General features: G+C 71.1%; 31 protein-coding genes and 1 tRNA gene. 17 read left to right on the top strand and 15 right to left on the bottom strand.

The annotated features are described in order from the left end of the window. Positions 1-98: 98 nt before the first annotated feature. From EDD54_RS01900 to EDD54_RS01910, 3 genes are all read left to right on the top strand, one after another. A complete protein-coding gene (locus EDD54_RS01900) occupies positions 99-1,262 on the top strand; it encodes a hypothetical protein (protein ID WP_126537096.1) in 1,164 nt (387 codons plus the stop codon). Positions 1,263-1,459: 197 nt separating this feature from the next. Continuing rightward, positions 1,460-2,077: a 30S ribosomal protein S4 gene (rpsD, locus tag EDD54_RS01905; protein ID WP_126537094.1), complete on the top strand. Its 618-nt coding sequence runs from the start codon at positions 1,460-1,462 to the stop codon at positions 2,075-2,077. Between the two features lie 157 nt (positions 2,078-2,234). Further along, positions 2,235-3,596, top strand: a complete 1,362-nt coding sequence (locus EDD54_RS01910) for a DUF4832 domain-containing protein (protein WP_126537092.1) — start codon at positions 2,235-2,237, stop codon at positions 3,594-3,596. Positions 3,597-4,028: 432 nt separating this feature from the next. On the opposite strand, the gene grxD is transcribed toward EDD54_RS01910, so the two are convergent. The 3 genes from grxD to purL all read right to left on the bottom strand — a co-directional run bounded on the left by grxD (position 4,029) and on the right by purL (position 6,907). Then, positions 4,029-4,367 carry a Grx4 family monothiol glutaredoxin gene (gene grxD, locus EDD54_RS01915; RefSeq protein ID WP_126537090.1) on the bottom strand — a complete coding sequence of 113 codons (339 nt, stop codon included), beginning with the start codon at positions 4,365-4,367 and terminating at the stop codon, positions 4,029-4,031. A 67-nt stretch (positions 4,368-4,434) separates the two neighbouring features. Beyond that, positions 4,435-4,665, bottom strand: a complete 231-nt coding sequence (locus tag EDD54_RS01920; protein ID WP_126537088.1) for a BolA family protein — start codon at positions 4,663-4,665, stop codon at positions 4,435-4,437. A gap of 34 nt (positions 4,666-4,699) precedes the next feature. After that, positions 4,700-6,907: a phosphoribosylformylglycinamidine synthase subunit PurL gene (gene purL, locus EDD54_RS01925; protein WP_245515614.1), complete on the bottom strand. Its 2,208-nt coding sequence runs from the start codon at positions 6,905-6,907 to the stop codon at positions 4,700-4,702. A 172-nt stretch (positions 6,908-7,079) separates the two neighbouring features. On the opposite strand from purL, the gene EDD54_RS01930 reads away from it, so the two are divergent. Further along, positions 7,080-7,622 carry a Uma2 family endonuclease gene (locus EDD54_RS01930; RefSeq protein WP_165644507.1) on the top strand — a complete coding sequence of 181 codons (543 nt, stop codon included), beginning with the start codon at positions 7,080-7,082 and terminating at the stop codon, positions 7,620-7,622. Between the two features lie 152 nt (positions 7,623-7,774). Here EDD54_RS01930 and EDD54_RS01940 read toward each other — a convergent pair whose 3' ends face one another. Further along, on the bottom strand, positions 7,775-8,176 hold the full coding sequence (locus EDD54_RS01940) for a nuclear transport factor 2 family protein (protein WP_165644508.1): 402 nt from the start codon (positions 8,174-8,176) through the stop codon (positions 7,775-7,777). Between the two features lie 41 nt (positions 8,177-8,217). Next, positions 8,218-8,889 carry a phosphoribosylformylglycinamidine synthase subunit PurQ gene (purQ, locus tag EDD54_RS01945; protein ID WP_126537080.1) on the bottom strand — a complete coding sequence of 224 codons (672 nt, stop codon included), beginning with the start codon at positions 8,887-8,889 and terminating at the stop codon, positions 8,218-8,220. Between the two features lie 248 nt (positions 8,890-9,137). Here purQ and EDD54_RS01950 point away from each other — a divergent pair, with 248 nt between their 5' ends. Further along, a complete protein-coding gene (locus EDD54_RS01950; RefSeq protein ID WP_165644509.1) occupies positions 9,138-9,563 on the top strand; it encodes a DUF2380 domain-containing protein in 426 nt (141 codons plus the stop codon). Positions 9,564-9,572: 9 nt separating this feature from the next. On the opposite strand, the gene EDD54_RS23345 is transcribed toward EDD54_RS01950, so the two are convergent. From EDD54_RS23345 to purC, 3 genes are all read right to left on the bottom strand, one after another. After that, entirely contained in the window at positions 9,573-9,692 is a 120-nt protein-coding gene (locus EDD54_RS23345; RefSeq protein WP_245515615.1) for a phosphoribosylformylglycinamidine synthase-associated small membrane protein, read from the bottom strand. A 4-nt stretch (positions 9,693-9,696) separates the two neighbouring features. Then, positions 9,697-9,939: a phosphoribosylformylglycinamidine synthase subunit PurS gene (gene purS, locus EDD54_RS01955; protein ID WP_126537077.1), complete on the bottom strand. Its 243-nt coding sequence runs from the start codon at positions 9,937-9,939 to the stop codon at positions 9,697-9,699. A 205-nt stretch (positions 9,940-10,144) separates the two neighbouring features. Continuing rightward, the gene (gene purC / locus EDD54_RS01960; protein WP_126537074.1) at positions 10,145-10,942 is read right to left on the bottom strand and encodes a phosphoribosylaminoimidazolesuccinocarboxamide synthase; all 798 of its coding nucleotides are present in this window, start codon (positions 10,940-10,942) and stop codon (positions 10,145-10,147) included. Between the two features lie 345 nt (positions 10,943-11,287). On the opposite strand from purC, the gene EDD54_RS01965 reads away from it, so the two are divergent. Beyond that, the gene (locus EDD54_RS01965; RefSeq protein WP_126537072.1) at positions 11,288-11,611 is read left to right on the top strand and encodes a DUF1476 domain-containing protein; all 324 of its coding nucleotides are present in this window, start codon (positions 11,288-11,290) and stop codon (positions 11,609-11,611) included. Positions 11,612-11,642: 31 nt separating this feature from the next. Then, positions 11,643-12,401, top strand: coding sequence for an HpcH/HpaI aldolase family protein (locus EDD54_RS01970; RefSeq protein WP_126537070.1), 759 nt, complete (start codon positions 11,643-11,645; stop codon positions 12,399-12,401). An 18-nt stretch (positions 12,402-12,419) separates the two neighbouring features. Here the strand turns inward: EDD54_RS01970 and EDD54_RS01975 are convergent, their stop codons facing one another. Continuing rightward, positions 12,420-12,971 (bottom strand): RBBP9/YdeN family alpha/beta hydrolase, encoded by a 552-nt coding sequence (locus EDD54_RS01975; RefSeq protein WP_126537069.1) that lies wholly within the window; start codon positions 12,969-12,971, stop codon positions 12,420-12,422. A gap of 95 nt (positions 12,972-13,066) precedes the next feature. Between EDD54_RS01975 and EDD54_RS01980 the strand changes: the two genes are divergently transcribed. From EDD54_RS01980 to EDD54_RS01990, 3 genes are all read left to right on the top strand, one after another. Next, entirely contained in the window at positions 13,067-14,287 is a 1,221-nt protein-coding gene (locus EDD54_RS01980; RefSeq protein WP_126537067.1) for an MFS transporter, read from the top strand. Between the two features lie 204 nt (positions 14,288-14,491). Continuing rightward, complete coding sequence (locus EDD54_RS01985; RefSeq protein WP_126537065.1) at positions 14,492-16,651, top strand: sodium-translocating pyrophosphatase; 2,160 nt, start codon at positions 14,492-14,494, stop codon at positions 16,649-16,651. A 181-nt stretch (positions 16,652-16,832) separates the two neighbouring features. Further along, positions 16,833-17,336: a hypothetical protein gene (locus EDD54_RS01990; protein WP_126537063.1), complete on the top strand. Its 504-nt coding sequence runs from the start codon at positions 16,833-16,835 to the stop codon at positions 17,334-17,336. A 101-nt stretch (positions 17,337-17,437) separates the two neighbouring features. Here EDD54_RS01990 and EDD54_RS01995 read toward each other — a convergent pair whose 3' ends face one another. Continuing rightward, positions 17,438-17,902 carry an outer membrane protein assembly factor BamE gene (locus EDD54_RS01995; protein ID WP_245515616.1) on the bottom strand — a complete coding sequence of 155 codons (465 nt, stop codon included), beginning with the start codon at positions 17,900-17,902 and terminating at the stop codon, positions 17,438-17,440. Positions 17,903-18,051: 149 nt separating this feature from the next. Between EDD54_RS01995 and EDD54_RS02000 the strand changes: the two genes are divergently transcribed. The 7 genes from EDD54_RS02000 (at position 18,052) to EDD54_RS02030 (ending at position 22,891) form a co-directional block, all read left to right on the top strand. Beyond that, a complete protein-coding gene (locus EDD54_RS02000) occupies positions 18,052-18,612 on the top strand; it encodes a ubiquinol-cytochrome C chaperone family protein (protein WP_126537060.1) in 561 nt (186 codons plus the stop codon). Further along, positions 18,609-19,178, top strand: a complete 570-nt coding sequence (locus EDD54_RS02005) for a YceD family protein (protein ID WP_126537058.1) — start codon at positions 18,609-18,611, stop codon at positions 19,176-19,178. Before EDD54_RS02000 ends, EDD54_RS02005 begins: the two co-directional genes overlap by 4 nt. Before the next feature lie 150 nt (positions 19,179-19,328). Next, positions 19,329-20,387: a phosphate acyltransferase PlsX gene (gene plsX / locus EDD54_RS02010; RefSeq protein WP_165644747.1), complete on the top strand. Its 1,059-nt coding sequence runs from the start codon at positions 19,329-19,331 to the stop codon at positions 20,385-20,387. A 122-nt stretch (positions 20,388-20,509) separates the two neighbouring features. Next, the gene (locus EDD54_RS02015; RefSeq protein WP_126537056.1) at positions 20,510-21,487 is read left to right on the top strand and encodes a beta-ketoacyl-ACP synthase III; all 978 of its coding nucleotides are present in this window, start codon (positions 20,510-20,512) and stop codon (positions 21,485-21,487) included. Positions 21,488-21,653: 166 nt separating this feature from the next. Continuing rightward, positions 21,654-21,971 carry an integration host factor subunit alpha gene (locus EDD54_RS02020; RefSeq protein ID WP_126537054.1) on the top strand — a complete coding sequence of 106 codons (318 nt, stop codon included), beginning with the start codon at positions 21,654-21,656 and terminating at the stop codon, positions 21,969-21,971. Positions 21,972-22,043: 72 nt separating this feature from the next. Further along, positions 22,044-22,679 (top strand): MerR family transcriptional regulator, encoded by a 636-nt coding sequence (locus EDD54_RS02025; protein WP_126537052.1) that lies wholly within the window; start codon positions 22,044-22,046, stop codon positions 22,677-22,679. Positions 22,680-22,813: 134 nt separating this feature from the next. After that, a tRNA-Pro gene (locus tag EDD54_RS02030) sits at positions 22,814-22,891 on the top strand. A 78-nt stretch (positions 22,892-22,969) separates the two neighbouring features. Here EDD54_RS02030 and EDD54_RS02035 read toward each other — a convergent pair. From EDD54_RS02035 to EDD54_RS02055, 5 genes are all read right to left on the bottom strand, one after another. Next, entirely contained in the window at positions 22,970-23,284 is a 315-nt protein-coding gene (locus EDD54_RS02035; RefSeq protein ID WP_126537050.1) for a helix-turn-helix domain-containing protein, read from the bottom strand. Next, the gene (locus EDD54_RS02040; RefSeq protein WP_126537048.1) at positions 23,281-23,622 is read right to left on the bottom strand and encodes a type II toxin-antitoxin system RelE/ParE family toxin; all 342 of its coding nucleotides are present in this window, start codon (positions 23,620-23,622) and stop codon (positions 23,281-23,283) included. The genes EDD54_RS02035 and EDD54_RS02040 overlap by 4 nt, the downstream gene beginning before the upstream one ends. Positions 23,623-23,721: 99 nt before the next feature. Beyond that, entirely contained in the window at positions 23,722-24,750 is a 1,029-nt protein-coding gene (locus EDD54_RS02045; RefSeq protein WP_126537046.1) for an aldo/keto reductase, read from the bottom strand. Beyond that, positions 24,747-25,853: an NADH:flavin oxidoreductase/NADH oxidase gene (locus tag EDD54_RS02050; RefSeq protein WP_207620511.1), complete on the bottom strand. Its 1,107-nt coding sequence runs from the start codon at positions 25,851-25,853 to the stop codon at positions 24,747-24,749. The genes EDD54_RS02045 and EDD54_RS02050 overlap by 4 nt, the downstream gene beginning before the upstream one ends. A 71-nt stretch (positions 25,854-25,924) precedes the next feature. Continuing rightward, positions 25,925-26,905: an ABC transporter substrate-binding protein gene (locus tag EDD54_RS02055; protein WP_208112139.1), complete on the bottom strand. Its 981-nt coding sequence runs from the start codon at positions 26,903-26,905 to the stop codon at positions 25,925-25,927. Positions 26,906-26,968 lie beyond the last annotated feature (63 nt).

Here is a 26,968-nt window from a genome sequence, read left to right on the forward strand (position 1 = left end):
AAGGTCTGAACCTTGCGGGCTCGCTACGAGACCGATCCGGCGAACCGGATTTCCGCCACACCGCCGTGGTTCGATCGTCCGCTCGGTAAGGGTGGTCGATGCGGTTCCTGGGTCTGATCGCGGGCGTGACGTCGCTGGCCGTGGGCACGGCGAGCCTCGTGCACGCGCTGCCGACGGTGACCGCCGCCGCCCGCTTCGCCTCCGCCGCCGCCGGTCTCGACCCGCTGACGACGCTCGCGGTGGTGCGCGCCAGCGCCGCCGGCTCGGTGATCGCGGATCTCCGCGCCGCGGTGGCGGCCGACGACCGCGAACTCGCCGACAGCCTGCTCGCCCTCGCCGACGCCCGCGACATCGCCGTACCGGCGGATCTCCGCGCCGCCGTCGCCGACCTCGCCGCGCCGACCGCAACGGTCCTGCGCGGCCTGCGCGACTTCGGCGGCGGCGCACTCACCGGATCGGCCGAGAGCCTCGCCGGCTTCGCCGGCGTCGCCACCGCCGACCTCCTGGTGATCGGCGACGTCCGCGATCTCGGTCGCGAGGCCGCGGTCTGGGCCGGCGGCGGCGAGCCGGACCTCCTCGTCGCCGGACTGTCGGCGGTGGGGATCGCGCTCACGGCCGGCACGGTCGCGACGGCGGTCTCGACGGTCGCGAGCGCGGGGGCGACCGCGCCGATGGCCGGTGGCGCCGCGACGGCACGCGGCGGGCTCAGCGTCGTCAAGGCGGTGCTGAAGGCGCCGGTGAAGGCCGGGGAGGCCGGCGGACGGGGCCTCCGCCGCATCCTGGTGCCGCTGGTGGACGACGCCGTCGACCCGTCCGCGCTCGCGCGCGCCGCCTCGGCCTTCGACATCGCCGATCCCGGGGCGGCCGTCCGCGTCGCCCGCGAGGCGGTCGACCTGCGCAAGGCCGGCCGCATCGGCGCCGTCGCCGCCGACTTCGCCGCGGTGCGGGCGGCCTCGGGCCTGCGCACGGCGGTCTGGCTCGGCGGCCGGGTCGAGACCCCCGCCGACCTCGCCCGCGGCACTGCCCGGCTGACGCGACTCGGCGACAAGGGGCTGGCGGTGACGTGGCGGCTCGGCGACCTCGTGGTCGGCGGCGTCCTCCGACTCGCCGGGCTGGTGTGGGACGTGCTCGCCACCGCGGTCGGCGCGGTGCTCGGCCTCGCCTTCGGGGCGGCGCGGCTCGGCCGCTCGCTCGGCCGCATCGGCCGGGCCGGACGGCGGAAATGGCGGATTTCCGCGCGCCGCGCGGGTGTTTCCGTTTGACAGCGGCCCCTCGCTCCTCTATGCACCCGCCATCGCGCGGGTCGCCGGCAACGGGGGCCCGCGCGGTTGTTCACGCACCCGCGGTGAGGATGCCACGCTTGCATCCGAACCTGTCGGTCCGGCCCCGGCTCGTCCGGGGATGGGACAGAGGAGGGCGTGTGTCCTGACAATATCCTAGACCAAGAACGGGATACGCGATGTCCAAGCGCCATAGCGCCAAGTACAAGATCGACCGTCGCCTCGGCGAGAACCTCTGGGGTCGCCCGAAGAGCCCGGTCAACAAGCGCGAGTACGGCCCCGGCCAGCACGGCCAGCGCCGCAAGGGCAAGCTCAGCGACTTCGGTCTGCAGCTGCGCGCCAAGCAGAAGCTGAAGGGCTACTACGGCGACCTCAGCGAGAAGCAGTTCTACAAGATCTACGAGGAAGCGGTCCGCATGCGCGGCGACACCTCGGAGGCCCTGATCGGCCTGCTCGAGAGCCGCCTGGACGCGGTCGTCTACCGCGCCAAGTTCGTGCCGACCCCCTTCGCCGCCCGCCAGTTCGTCAACCACGGCCACGTCAACGTCAACGGACGTCGCGTCACGGTTCCGAGCTTCCGCTGCAAGCCGGGCGACGTGATCGAGGTCCGTCAGAAGTCCAAGGAGATGACCCTGGTGCTCGAGTCGGTCGGCCTCGCCGAGCGCGACGTGCCGGAGTACATCGAGGCGGATCACTCCAAGCTGGTCGCCAAGTACGTGCGCGTCCCCGGCCTCGGCGACGTGCCCTACGCGGTCCGCATGGAGCCGAATCTGGTCGTCGAGTTCTACTCGCGCTGATCCGGCGAAGGCGGCGCCTTGCTCCGCCCGCCCCGCAGTTCCGGAAGGCCGCCCGCAAGGGCGGCCTTTTCGCTTGTGGAAACGAGGCGCTTCCACGACGCCTTGACCCCGGGTCGGATCCGCCCGCATCCTGAATGGATTGCAGGGGGAAATTCATATGACCATTCGTCGTGCCGCCGCGCTTCTCGCGGCCGTCGTCGCCGTCGCAGCGCCCGCCGCCGCGCCGGCGGCCACGGTGGGGTTCGCCGCATATCCCGGCGACCTCGCCAACCCCGAACGCGGCTGGTGGGCCTTCCTGTCGGACGACTTCGCGTCGCTGACCGCGGAGGGCGCCGACGCCTTCGCCTCCCGAGGCCTGACACTGGGTTACGCGCTGATCCGCCTCGACGACTACCGCGACGCCGACATCCCCAACGCCGTGCTCACCGACATCGACCGGGCCTTCAACCTGGTGCAGTCGCGCGGGCTGAAGGTCGTATTGCGGGTCGTCTACAACAACCCAGGGGAAGACGAGCCCGACGTACGCGACGCGCCGCTGGCGCGGGTGCTGCGCCACATCGCCCAGTTGAAGCCGGTGATCGCGATCCACTCCGACGTGATCGCGGTCTGGCAGGCCGGCTTCATCGGCCTTTGGGGCGAGGGTCACGGCTCCACCAACGGTCTCGACGATCCCGCCGCCAAGCGCCGCATCCGCGACGCCCTGCTCGCCGCATTGCCAAAGGGGCGCCTGCTGCAGTGGCGCCGCCCGGAGGACCTGATCGCCTGGGCCGGCGAGAAGGGCGGGGCGGCGAAGATCGCCCGCATAGGCGTCCACAACGACTGCTTCCTCGCGTCCGACATCGACGTCGGTACCTATTCGGACGACCCGGTGGTGCGCGCCCGCCAGCGCCGCTTCGTGGCGAAGCAGTCGGCCACCACCATCTTCGGCGGCGAGACCTGTGAGCCGGACAAAGACGCGACGCCGCGGATGACCTGCAACGACATCCTGCGCGAAGGCGCGACGTTCCACGTCGTCACCCTCGGCCGCGACTACTACCCTCCCTTCCACGACGCATGGAGGGCCGGCGGCTGCTTCGACAAGGTGGAGCGCTCGCTCGGCTACCGGCTGGTGCTGACGACCGCCTCGGCCCCGGCCAAGTTGAAGCGCGGCGCCGCCTTCGCCGTCTCGATCGGCCTGCGCAACGACGGCTGGTCGCGCGTGCCCAATCCGCGGCGGCTGGTGGTGACGCTGGTACACCGGCAGACAGGCTTCACCCATACGGTAGTCGACGGTGACGCGCAGTCGGTTCTGCCGAAGTCGCCGGCGCGGATCTTCAACGGCCGCACCAAGCTGCCGGCGGACGCCCCGGCCGGCGCCTACGACGTCGTCGTCGCCGCGCCGGATCCGGCGGTCCTGCTCGCCGGCGACCCACGCTACGCGGTGCGCTTCGCCAATGCCGACCGGCCCGCCCGCGGCCAGCGCTGGGACGCCGTGGAAGGCCACTTCGTCACCGGCCTCGCGGTGACGCTGGCGCCCTGAACGTCCGCCGCGAAACGAGAGAAAGCCGCCCGGTTTCCCGAGCGGCTTCCTCCGGCCGTCCGACGGCGATGAAGGGGTGGGGGGCGTATCACTCCATCGCAGCCCGGACGGCGACCGGCGCCGCAGGGCGGCAGCCGGTTTCCGGGATTTCGGATCGCCGTCACCGGTGCGGAGCCCCGCGGCCGGTCCGGGCGATTCGCGCCGCCGGCATCGGATCGAACCGGCCGGCGGCGGCATATGGTGGGTGAAGTCGGGGCGCGCGGGCGCGTCCCTCCTCCCGTCGGGGGGATAACCAGCGAGTGGCCGCGTGGTTCCGTCCCGCCGCAGAAAAAAGTTGGCGCCCGCTCCGTCGCGCGGCCGGAAATGCGAAACGGCGGCCCGGGAAACCGGACCGCCGTCGCGATTGGAGGGGAAGAAAGACCGGGGACCGGCTCAGGCCGGGGTCTTCACCGGGACGCCGGCGCCCTTGAGGTGGCCGAGGAGCTCGCCCTGCTGGAACATTTCGCGGACGATGTCGCAGCCGCCGACGAACTCGCCCTTGACGTAGAGCTGCGGGATGGTCGGCCAGTTGGTGTAGCTCTTGATGCCGTTGCGCAGATCGTCGCTCTCGAGCACGTTGACGCCCTTGTAGGGCACGCCGAGGTAGTTGAGGATCTGCACGACCTGACCGGAGAAGCCGCACATCGGGAAGTCGGGCGTGCCCTTCATGAAGAGCACGACGTCGTTGGACTTCACTTCGTTGTCGATGAAGGCGTGGATGGCTTCGGACATCTGGTTTTCCTCGTCTGCCGGGGTCAAGGCCCGGAGGCCGGTATCTGCGTGAGCGATCGTATCACCGTCACGGCGCGCTGGTCTGCAGGGCGAGCGCGTGGAGCTGGCCGCCCATCTTGCCCTTCAGCGCGTCGTAGACGATCTGGTGCTGCTTGACGCGGGTGAGGCCGCGGAAGCTCTCTGACACGACGATGGCGGAGTAGTGGTCGCCGTCGCCGGCGAGATCGCGGATCTCGATCCTCGCGTCGGGGAGGGCCTCCCGGATCATCGCCTCGATCTCGCGCGCCTGCATCGCCATCGTCGTACCATCCGTCGTCGTCGCCGGGCGAGGTTCAGACGAACTCGCCGCCCATGAAACCCGGGAACCAGCCCTCGTGGGCGGTCCGGAGCGCTGCGATAGATATGGACCCGGCCGCGCCGAGGCGCAACGAGTCGCCGCCGACCGTGCCGATCGCGACCACCGGCACACCGGCCGCCGCGGCGTCCGCGACGATCGCCGCGGCTGTGCCGGCCGGCACCGTGACGACGTAGCGCGCCTGATCCTCGGCGAACAGGGCGACGTGCGGCGTCACGCCGTCGAGGACGACGTCGGCGCCGAGCCCGCCCTTCATCGCCATTTCGGCGAGCGCGGTGCCGAGGCCGCCGTCGGAGACGTCGTGGCAGGCGGTGACGCGGCCGGCCCGGATCAGGCCGCGGATGAAGTCGCCGTTGCGCTTCTCGACCGCGAGGTCGACCGGCGGCGGCGCGCCGTCCTCGCGGCCGAGGCATTCGCGCAGGTAGAGCGACTGGCCGAGGTGGTCGCCATGGCCGCCGACCAGCAGGATCTCGTCGCCGGCCGCCTTGAAGCCGTAGGTCGCCATCTGCCGCCAGTCGGGCAGCAGGCCGACGCCGACGATCGCCGGGGTCGGCAGGATCGGCTGACCGTTGGTCTCGTTGTAGAGCGAGACGTTGCCGGAGACGATCGGGAAGTCGAGCGCGCGGCAGGCCGCACCCAGGCCCTCGATGGCGCGGACGAACACGCCCATCACCTCGGGCTTCTCGGGGTTGCCGAAGTTGAGGTTGTCGGTCACCGCGATCGGGTCGGCGCCGACGGCGGTGATGTTGCGCCAAGCCTCGGCCACCGCCTGCTTGCCGCCCTCGAAGGGATCGGCGTCGCAGTAGCGCGGCGTCACGTCGGCGGACATGGCGAGCGCCTTGTCGGTGCCCTCGACGCGGACGACGCCGGCGTCGCCGCCGGGGATGGTCGCCGAGTTGCCCTGCACCAGCGTGTCGTACTGCTCGTAGACCCAGCGGCGGGACGAGCCGTCCGGCGAGCCGACGACGGCGGCGAGCGCGGCGGGAAGGTCGTTCGGCGCCGGCACGTCGGCGGCCGGCAGGAACGGCTTCGGCGTCGGCGCGACCCACGGACGGTCGTATTCGGGCGCCTCGTCGCCGAGCTCCTTGATCGGCAGGTTCGCGACCTCGACGCCCTGGTGCTTCACGCGGAAGCGCAGGTCGTCGGTGGTCCGGCCGACGACCGCGAAGTCGAGTTCCCACTTGGTGAAGATCGCCTTGGCGACGTGCTCGAGCGACGGCTCGAGCACCATCAGCATGCGCTCCTGGCTCTCGGACAGCATCATCTCGTAGGCCGTCATCCGCTCCTCGCGGACCGGGACGGCATCGAGGTCGAGCTCGATGCCGAGGTCGCCCTTGGCGCCCATCTCGACGGCCGAGCAGGTCAGGCCGGCCGCGCCCATGTCCTGGATCGCGATCACGGCGCCCGACGCCATCAGCTCGAGGCAGGCCTCGAGCAGGCGCTTCTCGGTGAAGGGGTCGCCGACCTGCACGGTCGGGCGCTTCTCCTCGATCTGCTCGTCGAACTCGGCCGAGGCCATGGTGGCGCCGCCGACGCCGTCGCGGCCGGTCTTGGCGCCGAGATAGACCACCGGCAGGCCGACGCCCTTGGCTTGGCTGAGGAAGATGCCGTCGCGGTTGGCGAGCCCGAGCGCGAAGGCGTTGACGAGGCAGTTGCCGTTGTAGCGGCGGTGGAAGTTGACCTCGCCGCCGACGGTGGGCACGCCGAAGGAGTTGCCGTAGCCGCCGACGCCGGCGACGACGCCCGCCACCACGTGGCGCGTCTTCGGATGCGACGGCTCGCCGAAGCGCAGCGCGTTCATCGCCGCGATCGGCCGCGCGCCCATGGTGAAGACGTCGCGCAGGATGCCGCCGACGCCCGTCGCCGCGCCCTGGTAGGGCTCGATGTAGGACGGGTGGTTGTGGCTCTCCATCTTGAAGACGGCAACCTGACCGTCGCCGATGTCGATCACGCCGGCGTTCTCGCCCGGGCCGATGACGACCTTCTCGCCGGTGGTCGGCAGCGTCTTAAGCCACTTCTTCGAGGACTTGTAGGAGCAGTGCTCGTTCCACATCGCCGAGAAGATGCCGAGTTCGGTGAAGCTCGGCTCGCGGCCGATCAGCTCCAGGATCTTGGCGTATTCGTCGGGCTTCAGGCCGTGGGCGGCGATCAGCTCGGGCGTGATGGGACGGTCGTTGGAGATCACGGGGAACGGGCCTCGTCGCGGGCGGCTGCGTTGGGCGAGGGGATAGACCGGATGCGGCGGTTGCGCAAGGAAGGAGGGCGAGGGCGGGGTGGCCGTGTGGTAGGCTGTCGCCCGCACCGACGCGAGGTGGAGCGCAATGTCCTCGTTTGCACGCCAGGACGACACCATGTCCGTGGACGAGTTCCTCGCCGTGGAAGCCGGAGTTCCGGACGGCGAGAAGTGGGAGCTGTTGGGTGGCGTCCTTTGGAAGATGATGGCCGGCGGCACCATGGCGCACAACGTCATCATCCAGAACATCGCTGGCGCCCTCCGGTCCCGCTTGCGCGCCGTCGGCTCGCCGTGCCGGCCGTTCACGGAGAACCTGAAGATCGTCCGCCCCGAACTCGGACTCGCGGCCTATCCCGACGTCGTCGTCGACTGCGGGCCGTTCGACCCCGCCGCGACGGCGCTCTCGGAGCCGAGCGTGCTGGTCGAGGTCCTGTCTCCCGCCACCCGTGCCAAGGACATCGGTGAGAAGGGACCGCTCTACCGACGCATTCCGTCGGTGAAGCACATCCTGTTCGTCGCGCAGGCAACCCCCGAAATCGAGATTTACGGCGTGGCCGGCGACGGCTTCCAGGTCAGACGCCTCCAAGGCCTCGAGGAGATCGTCCACCTGGAGGCGCTCGGTATGACGCTGTCGATGCGGGAGATCTACCAGGATCTCTTCGCGTAGAGAGCGATCGCGGCTCGCGCGAACGCCCCCACCATCACGCCGCCAGCGTCTCGACCACGCTCTCGAACAGCGCGCCGCCGTCTAGGCCGCCGTGGATCGCCTCGACGAGATTCTCCGGGCGCGACATCATGCCGGGCACGTTGCCGATCCGGTCAGCCCGCGAAGGGCTTGGCCGGCTCCGAACCGGAGAACAGCCGCCAACGCCATCCGTCCCCGGACCGTACGAACACGGCCGTGAGACGGTAGGGGAAACGGTCGGTCGCATCGGCGCCGGTCGCCATCAGGTCGCCCTCGGCGAAAAGCCACGCCGTCTCGCCGTTCGCCTCCACCGCGAAGGTGGCGAAGTCGAAGCCGTAGCGCACCGGCCGCGCGAACAGCTTGCCGAACAGGTGGACGAGGGCCTCCCGGCTGTCGGCGATCTCGCCGGGTTCCGAGCCGACCAGCCGGAAGCCCGGCGACCAGATCTCGTCGACGATGGCGGGATCGCGCGCCGTCAGGAGTGCGGAGAACCGTTCGATCCTCTGCCGGATCGCCTCGCGGGTGTCCTCGATCAAGGCCGTCCTCCTCCCGTTTCGGCCGGCGAGACCTTCGGACGTCACGCCGCCAGCGTCTCGACCACGCTCTCGAACAGGCCGCGGCCGTCGAGGCCGCCGTGGATCGCCTCGACGAGGTTCTCCGGGTGCGGCATCATGCCGAGCACGTTGCCTCGCTCGTTGAGCACGCCGGCGATGTCGTTGACCGAGCCGTTCGGGTTGGTGCCCTCGGCATAGCGGAAGGCGACGCGGCCCTCGCCCTCGACGCGGGCGAGCGTCTCGGCGTCGGCGAAGTAATTTCCGTCGTGGTGGGCGACCGGGCAGCGGATCACCTGACCGCTGGCATAGGCGCGGGTGAAGTCGGTGTCGGCGTTGGCGACCGACAGCTTCACCTCGCGGCAGACGAAGCGCAGGCTGGCATTGCGCATCAGCACGCCCGGCAGTAGCCCGGCTTCGGTGAGGATCTGGAAGCCGTTGCAGACGCCGAGGACGCGCACGCCCGCCGCCGCCTTCGCCGCGACGTCGCGCATGGCCGGCGAGCGCGCCGCGATGGCGCCGCAGCGCAGGTAGTCGCCGTAGGAGAAGCCGCCGGGCAGCACGATCAGGTCGACGTCCGGCACCACCGGGTCCTGGTGCCACACCACCGTCGGCGCCCGCCCGGTGATCTTGGCGAGGGCGGCGACCATGTCGCGGTCACGGTTGGAACCGGGGAAGAGGACGACGGCCGAGCGCATCGCGGGTCTCCGAGCCTTGGGATTTCGCGGCTTCCTCTGTCATGGAATCGCGGCGAAGTCCAGGAAGACCGGCCCCGCGGCGGCGGCACCCCTGGACGGATCGGCGCCGCCGCCCGATGTTCGGGCGAGGGACGGCGCGGCAGGCGCCGGACGAGGAAGAGGCGAGGGGAGAGATGCGCGGGATCGTGGTCGCGGCCGTGGCCGTACTGCTCGCGGGTGGAGCCGCAACGGCTGCGGAAACGCGGAGCGTGTTGCTCTTGGAGCCGCAGTTCGACAGTTCGGCCGCCGACGGCCAGACCGCCGAAATGGAAGCGGCCGACCGCGTGCGGATCGCGGCCGTCGGGGCGCGGCTCGAAGCGATGCTGCGCGCCTCGGCCGACTACCGACCGGTCGATGCGCCGGACGTCGCCAGGGAGATCGCCAACTACAACATCGGCTCCTGCGGGCGCTGCGAGCTGATGCTCGGCCGCAAGGCCGGCGCCGATCTCGTGGTCGTCACGTCGGTTCAGAAGCTGTCGAGCATGCTGATCAACGTGTCGGCGGCGATCTACGCCGTTTCCGACGGGGCGGCGGTGGCCGCCGGCACGGTCGTGATCAACGCCGACACCGACGAGGACTGGCGCCGTGCGGTCGACCGGCTGGCGACGCGGCGTCTCGGCCTGCCGATGCCGTGACGGCCATGCTCACGGCATCAGGAAGACGACGGCGAGCAGGCTGGCGACCAGCGGCACGCCGACGAAGATCGCCGCCTTCACCAGCATGAAGCGGACGATGCGGCCGGTGTCGTCGCCGGGCGCGGCCACGGGCTCAGCCCAGGATCTCGACGGCGTAGTTCTCGACCACGGTGTTGGCGAGCAGCTTCTCGCACATGGCCGCGACTTCGGCGCGCGCCTTGTCCGGGTCGGTCTCGGCGAGCACGAGGTCGACGATCTTGCCCTGACGGGCGCCCTCGACGCCGGCGAAGCCGAGGCCCTTCAGGGCGCCTTCGATCGCCTTGCCCTGGGGATCGAGCACGCCGTTCTTGAGGGTGATGGTGACGCGCGCTTTCATGGCCGCTCCGCTATCGGGTCCCGGTCGCCGCCGACGGCGATCCCTTCGCTGCGAGCGGCGCGTAGCATGGCCCCGTCGAGACTGGCAAGGGCGGATCGCGCGGCGCGGTTGGAGCCACCGGCCGCGCGGGACGAAAAAGGCCCGCCGGAGCGTCTCCGGCGGGCCCGATCGGTGCGCGACACGGCGGCGGTGCCGCCGGCGCGGATCACTTGACGAGGGTCGGCCCCGGGCCGCGCGGCTGCTCCGGCTCGTTGAGGATGCCGAGGCGGCGCGCCACTTCCTGGTAGCTCTCGAGCAGGCCGCCCATGTCCTTGCGGAAGCGGTCCTTGTCGAGGCGGTCGTTGGTGGCGATGTCCCAGAGGCGGCAGTTGTCCGGGCTGATCTCGTCGGCGACGACGATGCGCATCATGTCGCCTTCCCAGAGCCGGCCGCACTCCATCTTGAAGTCGACCAGCTTGATGCCGACGCCGAGGAAGAGGCCGGCCAGGAAGTCGTTGACACGGATGGCGAGCGCCATGATGTCGTCGATCTCCTGCGGCGTCGCCCAGCCGAAGGCCGTGACGTGCTCTTCCGACACCATCGGGTCGTTCAGCGCGTCGTTCTTGAAGTAGAACTCGATGATCGAGCGCGGCAGCTGCGTGCCTTCCTCGATGCCGAGGCGCGACGACAGCGAGCCGGCCGCGACGTTGCGGACCACGACCTCGAGCGGGATGATCTCGACCTCGCGGATCAACTGCTCGCGCATGTTGAGCCGTTTGATGAAATGGGTCGGGATGCCCATGTTGTTGAGGTGCGTGAAGACGTACTCGGAGATGCGGTTGTTCAGCACCCCCTTGCCGTCGATGATCTCGTGCTTCTTGGCGTTGAAAGCCGTCGCATCGTCCTTGAAGTGCTGAATCAGCGTCCCGGGCTCGGGACCTTCGTAGAGGATCTTGGCCTTGCCCTCGTAGATGCGCCGGCGGCGGTTCATGGGAATGTACCGTGGTGTGTTGATGAAATCCATCAGGCCGGGGGCTCCGGATCGGGTTCGTGAACGACGGCCGCGTGCCTCGGCGCTGTGCCAAGCGAAGAAAGCGGGTCGAACACACGTCCGCCCGCTCCCCGACAGCTGGCGCGGACACTACCCGATCGTTCACCCCGCGGCAATCCCGAAGTCGCAGCGTTCCGGGCGGGGCGGCCCTGCCCGAAAAGCGGATCTCGGGTCGTGCCCGACGGCCCGCACCGTGCCCGGCCTGCGACCGACTACGTCGGGCGTCTCGGTTGATTTGGTTCGATGCCGTCTATATGCAAGGCCGCAACCGGAACCCATATGATCGATGAGCGGTCCGTTTACGCGGGGGAGAATGCCATGACGACGTTCGACAAGCGCGAACAGGGCTTCGAGAACAAGTTCGCCCACGAAGAAACCAAGCGGTTCCGCGCCGTCGCGCGCCGCAACAAGCTGCTCGGGCTGTGGGCGGCCGAGTTGATGGGCCTCTCGGGCGAGGCCGCCGCGGCCTACGCCCTTACCGTCGTCCAGGCGGACTTCGAGGAGGCCGGCGACGACGACGTGTTCCGCAAGGTCAAGGCCGACCTCGCCGACAAGTCCGTCGCGCAGTCGGACCACCAGATCCGGCGCACCATGGACGAACTGCTCGCCACCGCGATCCAGCAGATCGAGACCGAGGCCTGACAGGCCGGCGCCGCGCCACGGGGAGGGGGCCATGACCGTCGGTCCGAGGGACGTGCTGACCGGCGGTGTCGCCTGCGGCTGGTGCAGCCTGCCGGAACCGATGGTCGGCGAAGCACTGGTCAGGGCCGGGTTTCCGGCCGTCCTGGTCGACATGCAGCACGGCATGGCCGACCTCGCCGCCGCCTTCTCCCTGATCGCGGCGATCCAGCGCAGCGGCGGCCACGCGATCGTCCGCATTCCCGTCGGCGACAACGCCACCGCCTCGCGCCTGCTCGACGCGGGCGCCGCGGCCATCGTGGCGCCGATGATCGAGAGCGTCGAGGACGCCGCCGCCTTCGCGTCCTTCGTCAAGTATCCGCCGCTCGGCAACCGGTCCTGGGGGCCGTCGCGCGCGCTGCAGCTGTCCGGCGAAGGCGCGGAGAGCTACCGCACCGGGGCCAACGGGACCACGCTGGCGATCGCGATGATCGAGACGGCGCGCGCCCTCGAAGCGATCGGCGACATCCTGGCCCTCCCCGGCATCGACGGCGTCTTCGTCGGCCCGTCGGACCTCTCGATCGCGCTCAGCGACGGCGCTGCGATGGACATCGATTCGCCCGCAAACCTCGCCGCCTTCGACCGCATCGTCGCCGCCACCCGGGCGGCCGGCAAGATCGCCGGGATCTACGGCGCCAGCCCCGCCCACGTGCGCCGCTACCGCGCCATCGGCTTCGACTTCGTCACCCTGATGAGCGACACCGGGCTGCTCGCCGCCGGCGCGGCGGCCGCGCTCGCCGAATCGCGCGGCTGACGTTCTGCGTCACCAGGATCAGAGCCGCGCCAGCAGCGTCACGAATCGGGTCAGTCCCTCGGGCCAAGGGCCGTGGCCGGACGCGGCGTTGATGTGGCCGGCCTCGCCGGCGTCGACCAGCAGCGAGCCCCAGGCGGCGGCGATGTCGTCGGCCCGGGCGAAGTCGCAAAAGGGGTCGTTGCGGCTCGCCACCAGCATCGAGGGAAACGGCAGGGGCTCGCGCGGCACCGCGGCGAAGCTGCGCGAAACCGTGGCCGGCATGTCGTCGCGCTCGGTGTCGGCCGGCGCGACCAGGAAGGCGCCCTTGACGCGGAGCGGCGGGAACGCTGCGGCGGCGTGGGCGACCGCGACGCAGCCGAGCGAATGGGCGACCAGCACCACCGGCCGGTGCGCCGCCGCGACGGCGTCGGCGATTCGCGAGGCCCAGCGCTCCCGGTCGGGGGCGTCCCAGTCGTCCTGGACGACGCGCCGCGCCGTCGACAGCCGGGATTCCCAGCGGGTCTGCCAGTGGTTCGGGCCGGAGTCGCCGAGCCCGGGCACGATGAGGATGTCGCAGTCGCCCGATTTCATGGCGCGACAGTGCCAGCCCGATCCCGACACGGCAAGTCGTCGCGTTCCCCGCAGGGGCTCTGGTGCGGCAACGCATTGCGTCGTATCCGGTGTGGATGGAATCCCATTCTCATCTTCCCTTGCCGGCGGCCCGCGCCGCCGCCCGGCTGCTGGCGGTGGCGTCCGCGATCGGCGGGTCCGTCGGGTCGATCGCGATCGGCACCGGCGGCCTCGTCGGCGCCACGCTGCTGCCGCCCGAGCAGCGCTCGCTGGCGACGCTGCCGGTGACCGCCTTCGTGGTCGGCTCGACGCTGGCGGCGGTGCCGTCGGCGCTGGCGATGCGCCGCGTCGGGCGCCGGGCCGGCTTCGTCGGCGGCGCAGCAATCGGGGCGGTGGCCGCCCTCGCCGCCGCCGCGGCCATCTCGGCCGGGCTGTTCTGGACCTTCTGCCTGGCGATGATCGGCCTCGGCGCCGCCTCGTCCTTCGGGCAGCAGTACCGCTTCGCCGCCGCCGACGCGGCGCCGGCCGCCTTCAAGCCGAAGGCGATCTCCTGGGTGCTGGCGGGCGGCATCGTCACCGGCGTTGTCGGACCGCAGGTCTCGATCCACGCCCGGGCCCTGATGCCCGACGCGCCCTACGCCGGACCCTACGCCGCGCTGGCGGCGATCTTCGTCGTGACCGCCCTGATCCTGTCGCGCCTCGTGGTGCCGCCGCCGCGGCCCGTGACGGCCGGCGGCGAGGGCGGACGTCCGCTCGGCGCGATCCTGCTCGAGCGGCGCTTCCTCACTGCGCTGCTCTCGGCCACCGCCTCCTACGCGCTGATGACGCTGGTGATGACGGCCTCGCCGCTGGCGATGATCGAGCACGGCCACGACCACGCCGACACCCAGCACGCGATCCAGTGGCACGTGATCGCGATGTTCGCGCCGAGCTTCTTCACCGGCTCGCTGATCGCCCGTTTCGGCAAGTCCATGGTGGCGGCCGCCGGGCTGCTGATCATCGCGCTCGCCGCCACGGTGGCGCTGACCGGGACGGCGCTCCTCCACTTCTACGTCGCGCTGGTGCTGCTCGGCCTCGGTTGGAACTTCGGTTTCATCGCCTCCACCGCGATGGTGGCCGAACTCTATCGCCCGCAGGAGGCGTTCCGGGTCCAGGCGGCCAACGAGTTCCTGCTGTTCGGGCTGGTCGCGCTCGCCTCGTTCGGTTCGGGCAAGCTGCTCGCCTCCGGCGGCTGGGACGCGGTCAACCTGATCGTCTTCCCGATCGTCGCGGTCGGCCTGATGGCGATCTCGGCGGACGCCGTCGCGGCGCGCCGGGCCGGTCGGACGCTGCCGTAACATTCGGCAGCCGAACGGTCTTTCCCGACCTTGACGGGGCCCCGTCACCCGATACGGTAGGCCGGCCCGGCGGCCCTCGCGCCCCCGGGGAGTCTCCACGCCGGACCGCGGCGGAAAGGGGAGGGCAACATCCCTCGCGGCCCGGAAAAGGGTGTGAGTCGCCCGGCTGCCCGTCTCGGCGCGGCCGGGGCTTCGGGAGGGATCATGAACGCACTTTACTTGGTGATCGTGTGCGGACTGCTGTCCATCGTCTACGGTGTGTGGGCGATCCGGTCCGTGATGGCGTCCGACGCGGGCAACGCGCGGATGCAGGAGATCTCGGGCTACGTACGCGAGGGCGCCCAGGCCTATCTGCGGCGTCAGTACACCACCATCGGCGCCGTCGGCGTCGTCATCTTCGTGGTGGTCGGATTCCTCCTCGGCTGGCCGGTGGCCGCGGGCTTCGCCATCGGCGCGATCCTCTCGGCGGTGGCCGGCTTCATCGGCATGAACGTCTCCGTGCGCGCCAACGTGCGCACCGCCGCGGCCGCGATGCAGTCGCTCGCCGGCGGCCTCGACATCGCCTTCAAGGCGGGCGCGGTGACCGGCATGCTGGTGGCGGGCCTCGCCCTCCTCGGCGTCGCGGTCTACTACGCCATCCTGACCGGCCCGATGGGCCACGCCCCGACCGACCGCGTCGTCGTCGACGCGCTGGTGGCGCTCGGCTTCGGCGCCTCGCTGATCTCGATCTTCGCCCGTCTCGGCGGCGGCATCTTCACCAAGGGTGCGGACGTCGGCGGCGACCTCGTCGGCAAGGTCGAGGCCGGCATTCCCGAGGACGACCCGCGCAACCCCGCCACCATCGCCGACAACGTCGGCGACAACGTCGGCGACTGCGCCGGCATGGCGGCCGACCTGTTCGAGACCTACGCGGTCACCGTGGTCGCGACCATGGTGCTGGCGGCGATCTTCTTCGCCGGCCAGGACGTCGTCGCCTCGACGATGCTCTACCCGTTGGCGATCTGCGGCATCTGCATCGTCACCTCGATCATCGGCACCTTCTTCGTCCGGCTCGGCGCCAACAACTCGATCATGGGCGCGCTCTACAAGGGCCTGTGGGCGACCACGCTGTTCTCCGCCCTCGGCGTCGGCGCGGCGACCTCGCTGACCGTCGGCTGGGGCCCGATCGGCGCCGTCAACGCCGCCGGCCTGCAGGTGACCGGCTGGAACCTGTTCTTCTGCGGCATCCTCGGCCTCGCCGTTACCGGCGCGATCGTCTGGATCACAGAATACTACACCGGCATCGGCTTCCGGCCGGTGCGCTCGATCAGCCAGGCCTCCGTCACCGGCCACGGCACCAACGTGATCCAGGGCCTCGCCGTCTCGCTCGAGTCGACGGCGCTGCCGACGATCGTGATCGTGATCGGCATCGTCGCCACCTACCAGCTGGCCGGCCTGTTCGGCACGGCGATCGCGGTCACCACCATGCTCGGCCTCGCCGGCATGATCGTGGCGCTCGACGCCTTCGGCCCGGTGACCGACAACGCCGGCGGCATCGCCGAGATGGCCGGCCTGCCCAAGGAGGTCCGCCACACCACCGACGCCCTCGACGCCGTCGGCAACACCACCAAGGCGGTGACCAAGGGCTACGCGATCGGCTCGGCCGGCCTCGGCGCCCTCGTGCTGTTCGCGGCCTACAACTCGGACCTGCAGTATTTCGTCACCCGCGCCAACGAGGCGGGCGCGACGGAATACCAGTACTTCAAGGGCGTGACGCCGGACTTCGCGCTGACCAACCCCTACGTGGTGGTCGGCCTGCTGCTCGGCGGCCTGATCCCGTTCCTGTTCGGCGGCATCGCGATGACCGCCGTCGGCCGGGCCGCGGGCTCGATCGTCGAGGAGGTGCGCGCGCAGTTCCGCGCCAAGCCGGGCATCATGAAGGGCACCGAGAAGCCCGACTACGGCCGTGCGGTCGACATCCTCACCAAGGCGGCGATCCGCGAGATGATCGTGCCGTCGCTGCTGCCGGTGCTGGCGCCGATCGTGATCTTCTTCGGCGTCGAGGCGATCGCCGGCCGCAGCCAGGCCTTCTCGGCGGTCGGCGCCATGCTGCTCGGCGTGATCGTCACCGGCCTGTTCGTCGCCATCTCGATGACCTCGGGCGGCGGCGCTTGGGACAACGCCAAGAAGAGCTTCGAGGACGGCTTCGTCGACGCGAGCGGCCAGAAGCACTTCAAGGGCTCCGACGCCCACAAGGCCTCGGTGACCGGCGACACCGTCGGCGATCCCTACAAGGACACCGCCGGTCCGGCGGTCAACCCGGCGATCAAGATCACCAACATCGTCGCGCTGCTGCTGCTCGCCGTGCTCGCCCACGGCGGCTGAAGGGCTGTCCCGCCGACGGAACACTAGATGCGGCGGCCGGGGCGACCCGGCCGCCGCTTCCGTTCGCGGTTTGCGCGTTCGGAAGGGCGGTTCCCGGGGGAACAGCGGCGCGCCGTCGAAACCGCGAGAGTGGTCTCGTCGGGTTCGGGAGGATCCGCGCCGTTGCCAGGGAGTTGCCACCATGAAGTCCGCCGTCCTCGCCGCCGTCCTCGCGTCCACCGCCGCCGCGCTCGTGCCGGGTCTCGCCCCGGACCGGGCCGCCGCCGCCGAGGTGCGCACGCAGTATCTCGGCGCCGCCTGCCAGGGCCTTTCCGGCGCCGATCCGTTGGTCCGCGACGTCGCCGGCCGCATCCGCAACGCCGGCACCGCGCCGGTGATCGTGGTCTGCCCGGTGGTGCGCGACGTCACGGCCAGCACCAGCCTGGAGTTCGCCGCGCTGACGCTGGGGGGATCGGTGACCTCGAGCTGCAGCGTCGTGGTGGTGAACGCCTTCGGCAACGGCTCGGGCACCTCGCCGTCGGCGATCCGGCCCGTCGCGGGCACCGAGCACTTTCGCGTCCAGTTCGCCGACGGCGCCGTCAACATCCAGGCGCCGGCCGAATCGAACGTCATGTTCAAGTGCACCCTGGCGCCCGGCGGCTCGATCCTGAACCTCGCCGTCGTCGAGAACGTCGCGGAGAACTGACGCCGGGCGAGGGCGCAGCCGCCCGACCCCCCGCAATGCCGAAGGGCCGGGCGTTTCCGCCCGGCCCTTCGTCGAAATCGTTCGGCCGGCCCGGCCGCCGATCAGAACGGCGAGACGCGGCCGACCGAGCCGAGCATCTGGCCGATCAGGCTGACCTCGGCACCGCTGGTGCGGGTCTTGCGCTCGATGAAGTCGAACACCTTGCCGTCCTTGAGGCCGTAGTTGGCGATCTGGCGGACCTTGCCCTCGTCGTCGAAATAGACGGCGAGAACGCGCTGGTCGGTGATCTCGCGGCCCCAGAGCGGGCTCTCGTCGATGGTCTGGGAGATGTAGTAGAAGGTGCTGCCGGCGACGCTCGAGGTGGTGGAGGGCGTGCCGAGCACGAGCATCACCTGCTCGCGCGACGACCCCACGGGCACCTGGTCGAGCGCGTTCTCGGCGAGGACGTAGCCGTGGTTGATCGGCGGCGCGCCGCAGGCCGCCAGGAGCGACACCGTCACCGCGGCCGTGGCCAGCAGCTTGGCGCCGCGCTTCGATACGGAACGCGCCCCACGACTGAACGTCACATCCACCTCCCGGTCCCGTCGAGCCGGCACGGCGTCATCGCACCGAGGCCGAGCTTGGCAACTTGGTTATCCTGCGTTAGGTCACGAAGCAACGGCAAATCCGGCCTTCCCGGCCGGGGCCGGACCATCGCGAGGACCCGCGGGACACCATGGTTTTCGGCCTTCTCCGGCGGCGACGCGACGACGGGATCGGGGCGCTCTACGCGGCGATCGTCGCGCAGGCGCGCCGCCCCGTCTTCTACGTCGATCTCGCCGTCCCCGACACCGTCGAGGGCCGGTTCGAGTTGATGGTGCTGCATTGCGGCCTCGTCGTGGCACGGCTCGGCCGCGACGACGCCACCCGCGAGACCGGCACCCGGCTCGCCGAGGCCTTCTTCGACGACATGGACCGCACCCTGCGCGAGACCGGCGTCGGCGACGTCACCGTGCCGAAGAAGATGAAGAAGATCGCGTCGGCCTTCTACGGCCGCCTGACCGCCTACGAGGCCGCCGGCGATCGCGCCGCCCTCGCCGAGGCGCTGGCGCGCAACGTCTACGACGGCGCCGCCCCGGCCGGGGTCGCCGAGGCGCTCGCCGCCTACGCGGAGGCGGCGATCGCCGCCCTCGGCGCCGCCGACCCGGCCGCGCTCGCGGCCGCCGACATTCCCTGGCCGCGGCCGGCGTTCCCCGCCGGCGCGGCGACCACCTCCGGAGCACACGGACCGACATGACCGGCCACGACACCGGCGCCCCGCCGCCCCCCCTCCCGTTCGCCCGCCGCGTCGCCGTCGACCGTCTGCCCGCCGAGGGCACGACGCTGACCATCGAGGCCGACGAGGCCGAGCGCGCCGGCCTCGCCGAGATCTTCGACATCCTCGCGGTCGGCTCGATCCGGGCGACGGTGACGGTGAAGCCGTGGCGGCGCACCGGCGTCAAGGTCACCGGCGTCGTCGACGCCGACGTCACCCAGGCCTGCGTCCTGACGCTGGAGCCGGTCGACGAGCACGTCCGCGAGACCATCGAGGTCACCTTCCTGCCGGCCGAGGAGATCGTCGAGCCGGATCCGGACGAGGAGATCGAGATCCGCGTCGGCGAGGCCGATCCGCCGGAGCCGTTCGACGGCCGCTCGATCGACGTCGGTGCGCTGGTGGCCGAACACGTCGCCGTCGGGCTCGATCCCTATCCGCGCGCCCCCGGCGCGGTGTTCGAGCCGCATATCGAAGACGACCCGGAGGCCGACGTGCCGCCGTCGCCGTTCGCCGCGCTCGCCAAGCTCAAGGGCGACGACGACGCCTGACGACCGCCGCACCCTCCCGAATCGGGGCCGGGCCCGGGGCGACGCGTCGTCGCCGCGGACCGGCCCGTTTTCTGTTGTGTCGCGGGCCGGAGCGGGTATCTTCCGCCCGCGCCGGGGTACCCCGCAGGACACCGCCCGGAACGGAACCACATGCCTCAGCCGATGATCATCTCGATCGACGTGATGGGCGGCGACCACGGTCCCGCCGTCACCATCGCCGGAGCGGATCTGGAACTCTCCCGCCGACCCGACGTGCGTTTCGTGCTCTACGGCGACGAGGCGGTCGCCCGCCCCGTGCTGGAGCGCTATCCGCGCGTCGCCGCGGCCTCGACCTTCCACCACTGCGACGTCACCGTGGCGATGCACGACAAGCCGTCCGTGGCGCTGCGTCAGGGTCGCTGGAAGTCGTCGATGTGGCGGGCGATCGAGGCGGTGAAGCGCGGCGAGGCCGCGGTCTGCGTCTCGGCCGGCAACACCGGCGCGCTGATGGCGATGTCGAAATTCTGCCTGCGCACGCTCGCCAACATCGAGCGGCCCGCCATCGCGGCGATCTGGCCGACGCTGCGCTCCGAATCGATCGTGCTCGACGTCGGCGCCACCGTCGGCGCCGACGCCCAGCAGCTGATCGACTTCGCCGTCATGGGCGGGGCGATGGCGCGCGCGCTGTTCCAGGTCGAGCGGCCGAGCGTCGGCCTGCTCAACATCGGCGTCGAAGACGTCAAGGGCAACGAAGAGGTCCGCACCGCCGGCCAGATGCTGCGCGAGGCGGACATGCCGCACCTCGCCTATGCCGGCTTCGTCGAGGGCGACGACATCGGCCAGGGCCGGGTCGACGTCATCGTCACCGAGGGATTCGCCGGCAACATCGCGCTGAAGACAGCAGAGGGCACGGCCAGGCAGGTCGGCTCCTACCTGCGCCAGGCGATGAGCCGGACGCTGATGGCGAAGATCGGCTATCTGTTCGCGCGCTCCGCCTTCGAGCGCCTGCGCGAGAAGATGGACCCGCGCAAGCTCAACGGCGGCGTCTTCCTCGGCATGAACGGCATCGTCATCAAGAGCCACGGCGGCACCGACATGGAGGGCTTCGCCAGCGCCCTCGATCTCGGCTACGACATGGTCCGCAACGACCTGCTCGCCAAGATCCAGGCCGACCTCGCCCAGTACCATCGCGGCCGCTTCGGCGCCCGGGCCGAAGGCGGCGACGGCTGAGGGCGCGGCCCTCTTGCCGGCCGCGGACGACGGCTCCACATCACCGGCGCAATCGCGCCGCAGAAGACAGGCATCACACGGGTGCGCGGGCGCGAACGCCCGCCACCTCTCGGAGACAGGCAGTGAGCGTCACCCGCAGCGTCGTCACCGGCACCGGCAGCTATCTGCCGGCGCGCACCGTCACCAACGACGAGCTGTCGCGGATCGTCGAGACGTCGGACGACTGGATCGTGCAGCGCACCGGCATCCGCGAGCGCCACGTCGCGGCCGAGGGCGAGAAGACCTCGGACATCGCCGCCGCCGCGGCGACGCGCGCCATGGCCGCCGCCGGCATCGGCCCCGACGACGTCGACCTCGTGATCGTCGCCACCTCGACCCCCGACAACACCTTCCCGGCCACCGCCACCGAGGTGCAGGCCCGCCTCGGCATCCGCCGCGGCGCCGCCTTCGACGTCCAGGCGGTCTGCTCGGGCTTCGTCTACGCGCTCGCCACCGCCGACAGCATGCTGCGCACCGGCCTCGCCACCCGCGCTCTGGTGATCGGCGCCGAGACCTTCTCGCGCATCCTCGACTGGACCGACCGCACCACCTGCGTGCTGTTCGGCGACGGCGGCGGCGCCGTGGTGCTGGAGCGCGGCGAGGGCGCCGGCGACACCGCCGACCGCGGCATCCTGACCGCGCACCTGCGCGCCGACGGCCGCCACAAGGACAAGCTCTACGTCGACGGCGGCCCGTCCTCGACCGGCACGGTCGGCCACCTGCGCATGGAGGGCCGCGAGGTCTTCAAGTTCGCGGTCGGCGCCGTCACCGACGTGATCGAGGCGGCCTTCGAGGCGACCGGCTTCTCCGGCGACACGATCGACTGGTTCGTGCCGCACCAGGCCAACCGGCGCATCATCGACGGATCCGCCAAGAAGCTCGGCATCGCACCCGAAAAGGTGGTGGTGACCGTGGAGCGACACGGCAACACGTCCGCGGCCTCGATCCCGCTCGCGCTCGACGAGGCCGTGCGCGACGGCCGGGTGAAGCGCGGGGACGTCGTGTTGCTGGAGGCGATGGGCGGCGGATTCACCTGGGGCTCGATCATTCTGCGGTGGTGATCCCGGCGGCACGCTTATTTCCCGAAGTCTCAACGGCTTGCCGGCGTTCTCGGTTGACCGGGGCGACCGGCCTCGCTACCGTTCGCGGGGTCGGCGGCCAGTGTGCCCTGGAAACGAAGGCGCACGTCCGCCCCGGGTCGCACCGATTACGGGGAGTCCAGGCATCATGGGGGGCAAGACCGTCACTCGTGCCGATCTCTGCGAATCCGTCTACCAGAAGGTGGGTTTGTCGCGCAGCGAATCGGCCGAACTGGTCGAGGTGGTGCTGCGCGAGATCGCCGATTGCCTCGTGACCGGCGAATCCGTCAAGCTGTCGTCCTTCGGCACGTTCATGGTGCGCTCGAAGTCCGAACGGGTCGGGCGCAATCCGAAGACGGGCGAGGAGGTTCCGATCCTGCCGCGGCGGGTGCTCGTCTTCAAGCCGAGCAACGTGCTGAAGCAGCGGATCAACGGCGACACGGTCGCGGACGAGGGCGAGGACTGAGCGGGCGCCGACGCCCCCGCTCGGCGCGGGCGCCGGGGTCGCGCGGCCGGCAGCAGAGGCGGGTCGTAGAGCGTGGATAAGTCACCGGACGCGTTCCGCACGATCAGCGAGGTCGCCGAGGACCTCGACCTGCCGCAGCACGTGCTGCGGTTCTGGGAAACCCGATTCAACCAGATCAGGCCGCTGAAGCGCGGCGGCGGGCGGCGCTACTACCGACCCGACGACGTCGAATTGCTGCGCGGCATCCGCCACCTGCTCTACGGCGAAGGCTACACGATCAAGGGCGTGCAGCGGATCCTGAAGGAGCAGGGGCAGCGCGCCGTGATCGAGATCGGCCGCAATCCCGGCAAGCCGATCCCGACCGGCCCGGCACGCGGCGCCGCGATCGACCCGCGGGACGAGGTCGACGACGCCGACGGCGCCGACTACGAGACCGAGGAGGGCGAGGCCGAGGAGGTCGTCGCCGAAGTCGTCGCGCCGCCGCGCGGCGAGGCGGCCCGCACCGTCGACGAACCGCTGCCGGCCGGCATCCTGCCCGAGGGCACGCCGGCGCGCGGCGCCTTCCGCTTCATGGGCCGCTTCCGCGGCGGTGCGGCGGCGGCGGGAGACGCCCCGCAGGGCGCGCTCTCGCGCGAGGACATCCGCCGCCTCCAGTCGACCCTGTTCGAACTCCTCGAATGCAAGCGCCTGCTCGACCAGACACGGTGAGCGCATACGCGTCACGGCGGAGCCGGCTATCCTGGGCCACTGCCGGCGGGCTCCGTTGACGAAGGCCACGCCCCTGCGGATTGACGCTTTTTTCTCTTGTCGACCCGGTGTGAACGGGCTACATCCCTCGCCGACGGAGCGTAGCGCAGCCTGGTTAGCGCACTAGTCTGGGGGACTAGGGGTCGTGAGTTCGAATCTCGCCGCTCCGACCATATTTTCCTGAGATATCGGGACGTTGAAAGGGCGCCTTCGCGGGCGCCCTTAGCGTTTCCGGCGGGCCCGCCCGACGTTTACGTCTCGGAGGGGCGTGCGATCGCTTCGGCAGCCAGGGCGCGCTCCACCGTTTCCGGAGCGTAGGCGATCACACGCAGGAGTGCGGTCGCCGTGTGATCCGGCGTACGGCGGCCCTGCTCCCAGTCGCGCACCGTGGCGGGAACGAGCCCGAAACGCTTTGCAAAACGCACTTGCGACAGCCCGAGACGCCGTCTGATCGCCGCGACGTCGACTTCCGCCACCGGGATGACGCGGACCGGCGTCGCGCGGCCCTCGGCGATGGCCAGGGCCTCGTTGGCGCTCTCGATGAGATCTCGACCGAAGTCGCTCATTGCCGTCTCCTGTAAGCGGCCGCGATCCGCGGCAGGATCGCGGCGAGTTGGTTCTTCTCGGCAGCCGACAGATCGGAACGTCGGCCCTTGTCGATCACCGACAACAGAAATAACGGAACATCGTCACCGCCGAAGTAGTGGATCGTCCGATAGCCCCCACGTTTCCCGTGGCCTCGCCCGGCGTGGCGCATCTTGCGCGCTCCGCCGGTTCCCGGCATCAGGTCGCCGCCCTCCGGGTCGGCGGCTATGAGGGACACGATGTCGAGCAATTCCTCGTCATCGAGCCCGAGAGCTTTCGCCTGCCGCTCGAATGTCGACGTGAGGACTACCCCGTGCATGGGGTAAATATACGGCATTGCCGTATATGCGCAAGTCGTGCTGCGCCCCGACGGCCACGTCCGACCGCTGCTCGCACGGTCAGCCCCTCCACGGCCCGCTCACGGCGTCGGCGCGTCCTCCGCGATCAGTCCGCTCGCGCGCAGGTCCGCCCAGAGCGTGGCGGGGATCGGCGCGGCGGCGGCGGAGAGGTTGCGGGCGATCTCCGCCGGGGTGACGGCGCCGAGCACGACGGCGGCGACGGCCGGGTGGGCGAGGGCGAAGCGCAGGGCGGCGTGCGACAGCGCGACGCCGTGGTCGGCACAGACGGCGGCGATCCGGCCGACGCGGGCGAGCACGTCCGGCGGCGCGGGCTCGTAGTTGTAGCGCGCGCCCGGAACCGGGCCGGTGGCGAGGATGCCGGAGTTGAACACCCCGCCGAGGATCACGCCGACGCCCCGTGCCGCGGCGAGCGGCAGCAGCGTCTCGCCGCCCGGCTGCTCCAGGAGCGAATAGCGACCGGCGAGCAGGAAGACGTCGAAGTCGCCGTCGCGCAGGAAGCGCTCGCACCAGACGTGGTCGTCGAGGCCGAGGCCGACGGCGCGGACGACGCCGGCACGGCGCAGTTCGTCGAGGGCACGGAGGCCGCCGTCCATGACCTCGCGGTAGCGCGCCTCGGCGCCCTCCGGGCCGTGGGTCCAGTCGTCGACGTCGTGGATCAGCAGGATGTCGATCCGGTCGGTGGCGAGCCGGAGCAGCGACTGCTCGAACGAGCGCATCACGCCGTCGTAGGAATAGTCGAAGCGCGGCCGGTGCGGCAGGCCGCCGACGAAGCCGCGCGGCGGAGGGGCCGCCGGCGCACCCGCGGCGGCGGCCGGCTCCATCACCCGGCCGATCTTGGTGGAGAGCACGAAGCGATCGCGCGGGACGGCGCGGAGCGCCGTGCCGACGCGGTGCTCGGCGAGGCCGTTGCCGTAGTGCGGCGCGACGTCGAACAGGGTGATGCCGGCCTCGACCGCGGCCGAGACGGTGGCGATCGCAGTCGCCTCGTCGAGCCGGGCGAAGAAGTCGCCGAGCGGGGCGGCGCCGAAGCCGACCCGGCCGACCACGAGGCCGGTGCGGCCGAGCGGGGCGGTTTCGAGAGCCGTCACGGCCGGGGCCGGCGGAACTGGAGATAGAAGGCGTAGCGGTCCGGCAGCACGAAATCCGGCCGGTCGAGGCCGAGCTCCTCGGCCGCACGGCGGGCGAAGTTGGAATCGGCGAGCAGTTCGCGGCCGATCGCGACGAGATCGGCCGAGCCGTCGGCGACCGCGGCCTCGGCCTGGCGCGGCTCGGTGATCGCGCCGACCGCCATGGTGGCGATGCCGGCCTCGCGACGGATCGTGGCGGCGAAGCCGACCTGGAAGGCCGGGCCCTCCTGGATGTGGCCGGGATTGGTGCGCACCAGGATGCCGCCGGCCGAGCAGTCGACCACGTCGACGCCGGCGGGCTTCAGCGCGCGGGCGAGCGCGACCGCGTCGTCGAGCACGAGGCCCGCGCCGTCGATGCGGTCGATGCAGGACGCGCGGTAGAACAGCGGCATGGTCGGCGGGATCGCCGCGCGCACCGCCTCTGCCACGGCGACCGGCAGCCGCATCCGGTTCTCGGCCGAGCCGCCCCAGCGGTCGGTGCGCCGGTTCGACACCGGCGAGACGAAGGAGTGGATCAGGTAGCCGTGGGCGCCGTGGATCTCGACGAAGTCGAAGCCGGCGGCGACCGCGCGCCGCGCCGCGGCGCCGAAGGCGGCGATCACGGCGGCGATCTCGTCCTCGGCGAGGGCGTGCGGCACCGGCCAGTCGTCGTCGTAGGCGATCGCGCTCGGCGCCACGGTCGGCCACGCCCGCGGATCGTCGGCGGGGAGCGCCCGGCCGCCGTCCCAGGGCGGCGCGCTGCTCGCCTTGCGTCCGGCGTGGGCGAGTTGGATGCCGACGGCCGCGCCCTGGCGGCGGTAGGTGGCGGCGATGCGCGCGAGGCCGGGGATCTGGCTGTCGTCCCATAGGCCGAGGCAGTCGGGCGTGATCCGCCCCTCCGGCAGCACGCCGGTCGATTCGACCACGGCGCCGCCGACGCCGCCGAGGGCGAAGCGGGCGTGGTGGTCGAAGTGCCAGTCGGTGGCCCGGCCGTCGACGGCGGCGTACTGGCACATCGGCGACAGCACGATCCGGTTGCGGAACGTGACGTCGCGGACGCGGAAGGGAGTGAACAGCGCCGGCATCCTCGTCGCGTCTCCGTTCATGGTGCGGACGCCCCGCCGGGGCGGGACGTCCGGGTCGTCGCGTCCCGCGCTCAGATCTCGGCGAGCAGCGAGGTGTCGAACAGGTCGGGGCTGGCCTTGATGCCGACCTTCTCGAGGGTGGCTAGGTTCTTGGCGAGCCACTCGTCGTCCATCGTGAACACGCCCTTCGGGTGCTTGATCAGGTCGACCTGGATCTTGGCGTGGAAGTCGGCCGCCTCGGGGGTGTAGCCGTTGCCCTTGTACCAGGTGCTCTCGAAGTCCTTGGCGTACTTGACCGGGTCGGTGAAGTTCTCGTCCCAGCCCTTGCGGCTGGCCCGCAGGAAGGCGACCACGTCGGCGCGGCGGGTGGCCAGCGTCTCCTCGGTGACGGTGACGAGATCCTGGCCGTAGGGGATGCCGGCGTCGGCGAACAGGATGAAGCTGGTCTTCTTGCCGGTGGTCTGCTCGACGATGAAGGGCAGCGAGGTCATGAAGTCGACGACCGCGTCGACCTGACCGGTGGCGAGCGGCGTCGGGTCGAAGGCGTAGGGCACGATCTTGACCTGGTCGGCGGCGATGCCGTTGGCCGCCAGGATGATCTTGAAGGTGCCGTCGTTGAGCGGCGGGCAGGCGACGGTCTTGCCGACGAGGTCCTTGATCGACGTGATGCCGGTCGCCTCGAGGCTGATGATGCTGTCCGGGCTGCGCTGGAACTGGGCGCCGACGATCTTGAACGGCGCGCCCTTCTCCGACACCGCCGAGGCGGTCTCGAGCAGCGAGGTCAGCGCGATGTCGGCCTTGCCGGTGAGCAGCGAGGCCTGCGGGATCACGTCCGGGCCGCCGGGGATGTAGGTGAGGTCGAGGCCCTCGGCGGCGTAGTAGCCCTTGTCGATCGCGATGAAATAGCCGGCAAACTCCGGGTCGTTGATCCAGATCGACTGGAAGCTCAGCGGCGTCGCCGCGCGGGCGCGGCCGACGGGCGATAGGGCGGCAGCGGCGAGGCCGGCGAGGGCCCCCGTGGTGAAGGCGCGGCGGCTCGGCATGATCGGCATGGGCAGGGTTCCTTCGATCGGCGGTGTCGCGGGGTCGGGTGGTGGGGCGGACCGGCCGGCGGC

This window comes from Oharaeibacter diazotrophicus (assembly GCF_004362745.1).
GTDB lineage: Bacteria > Pseudomonadota > Alphaproteobacteria > Rhizobiales > Pleomorphomonadaceae > Oharaeibacter > Oharaeibacter diazotrophicus.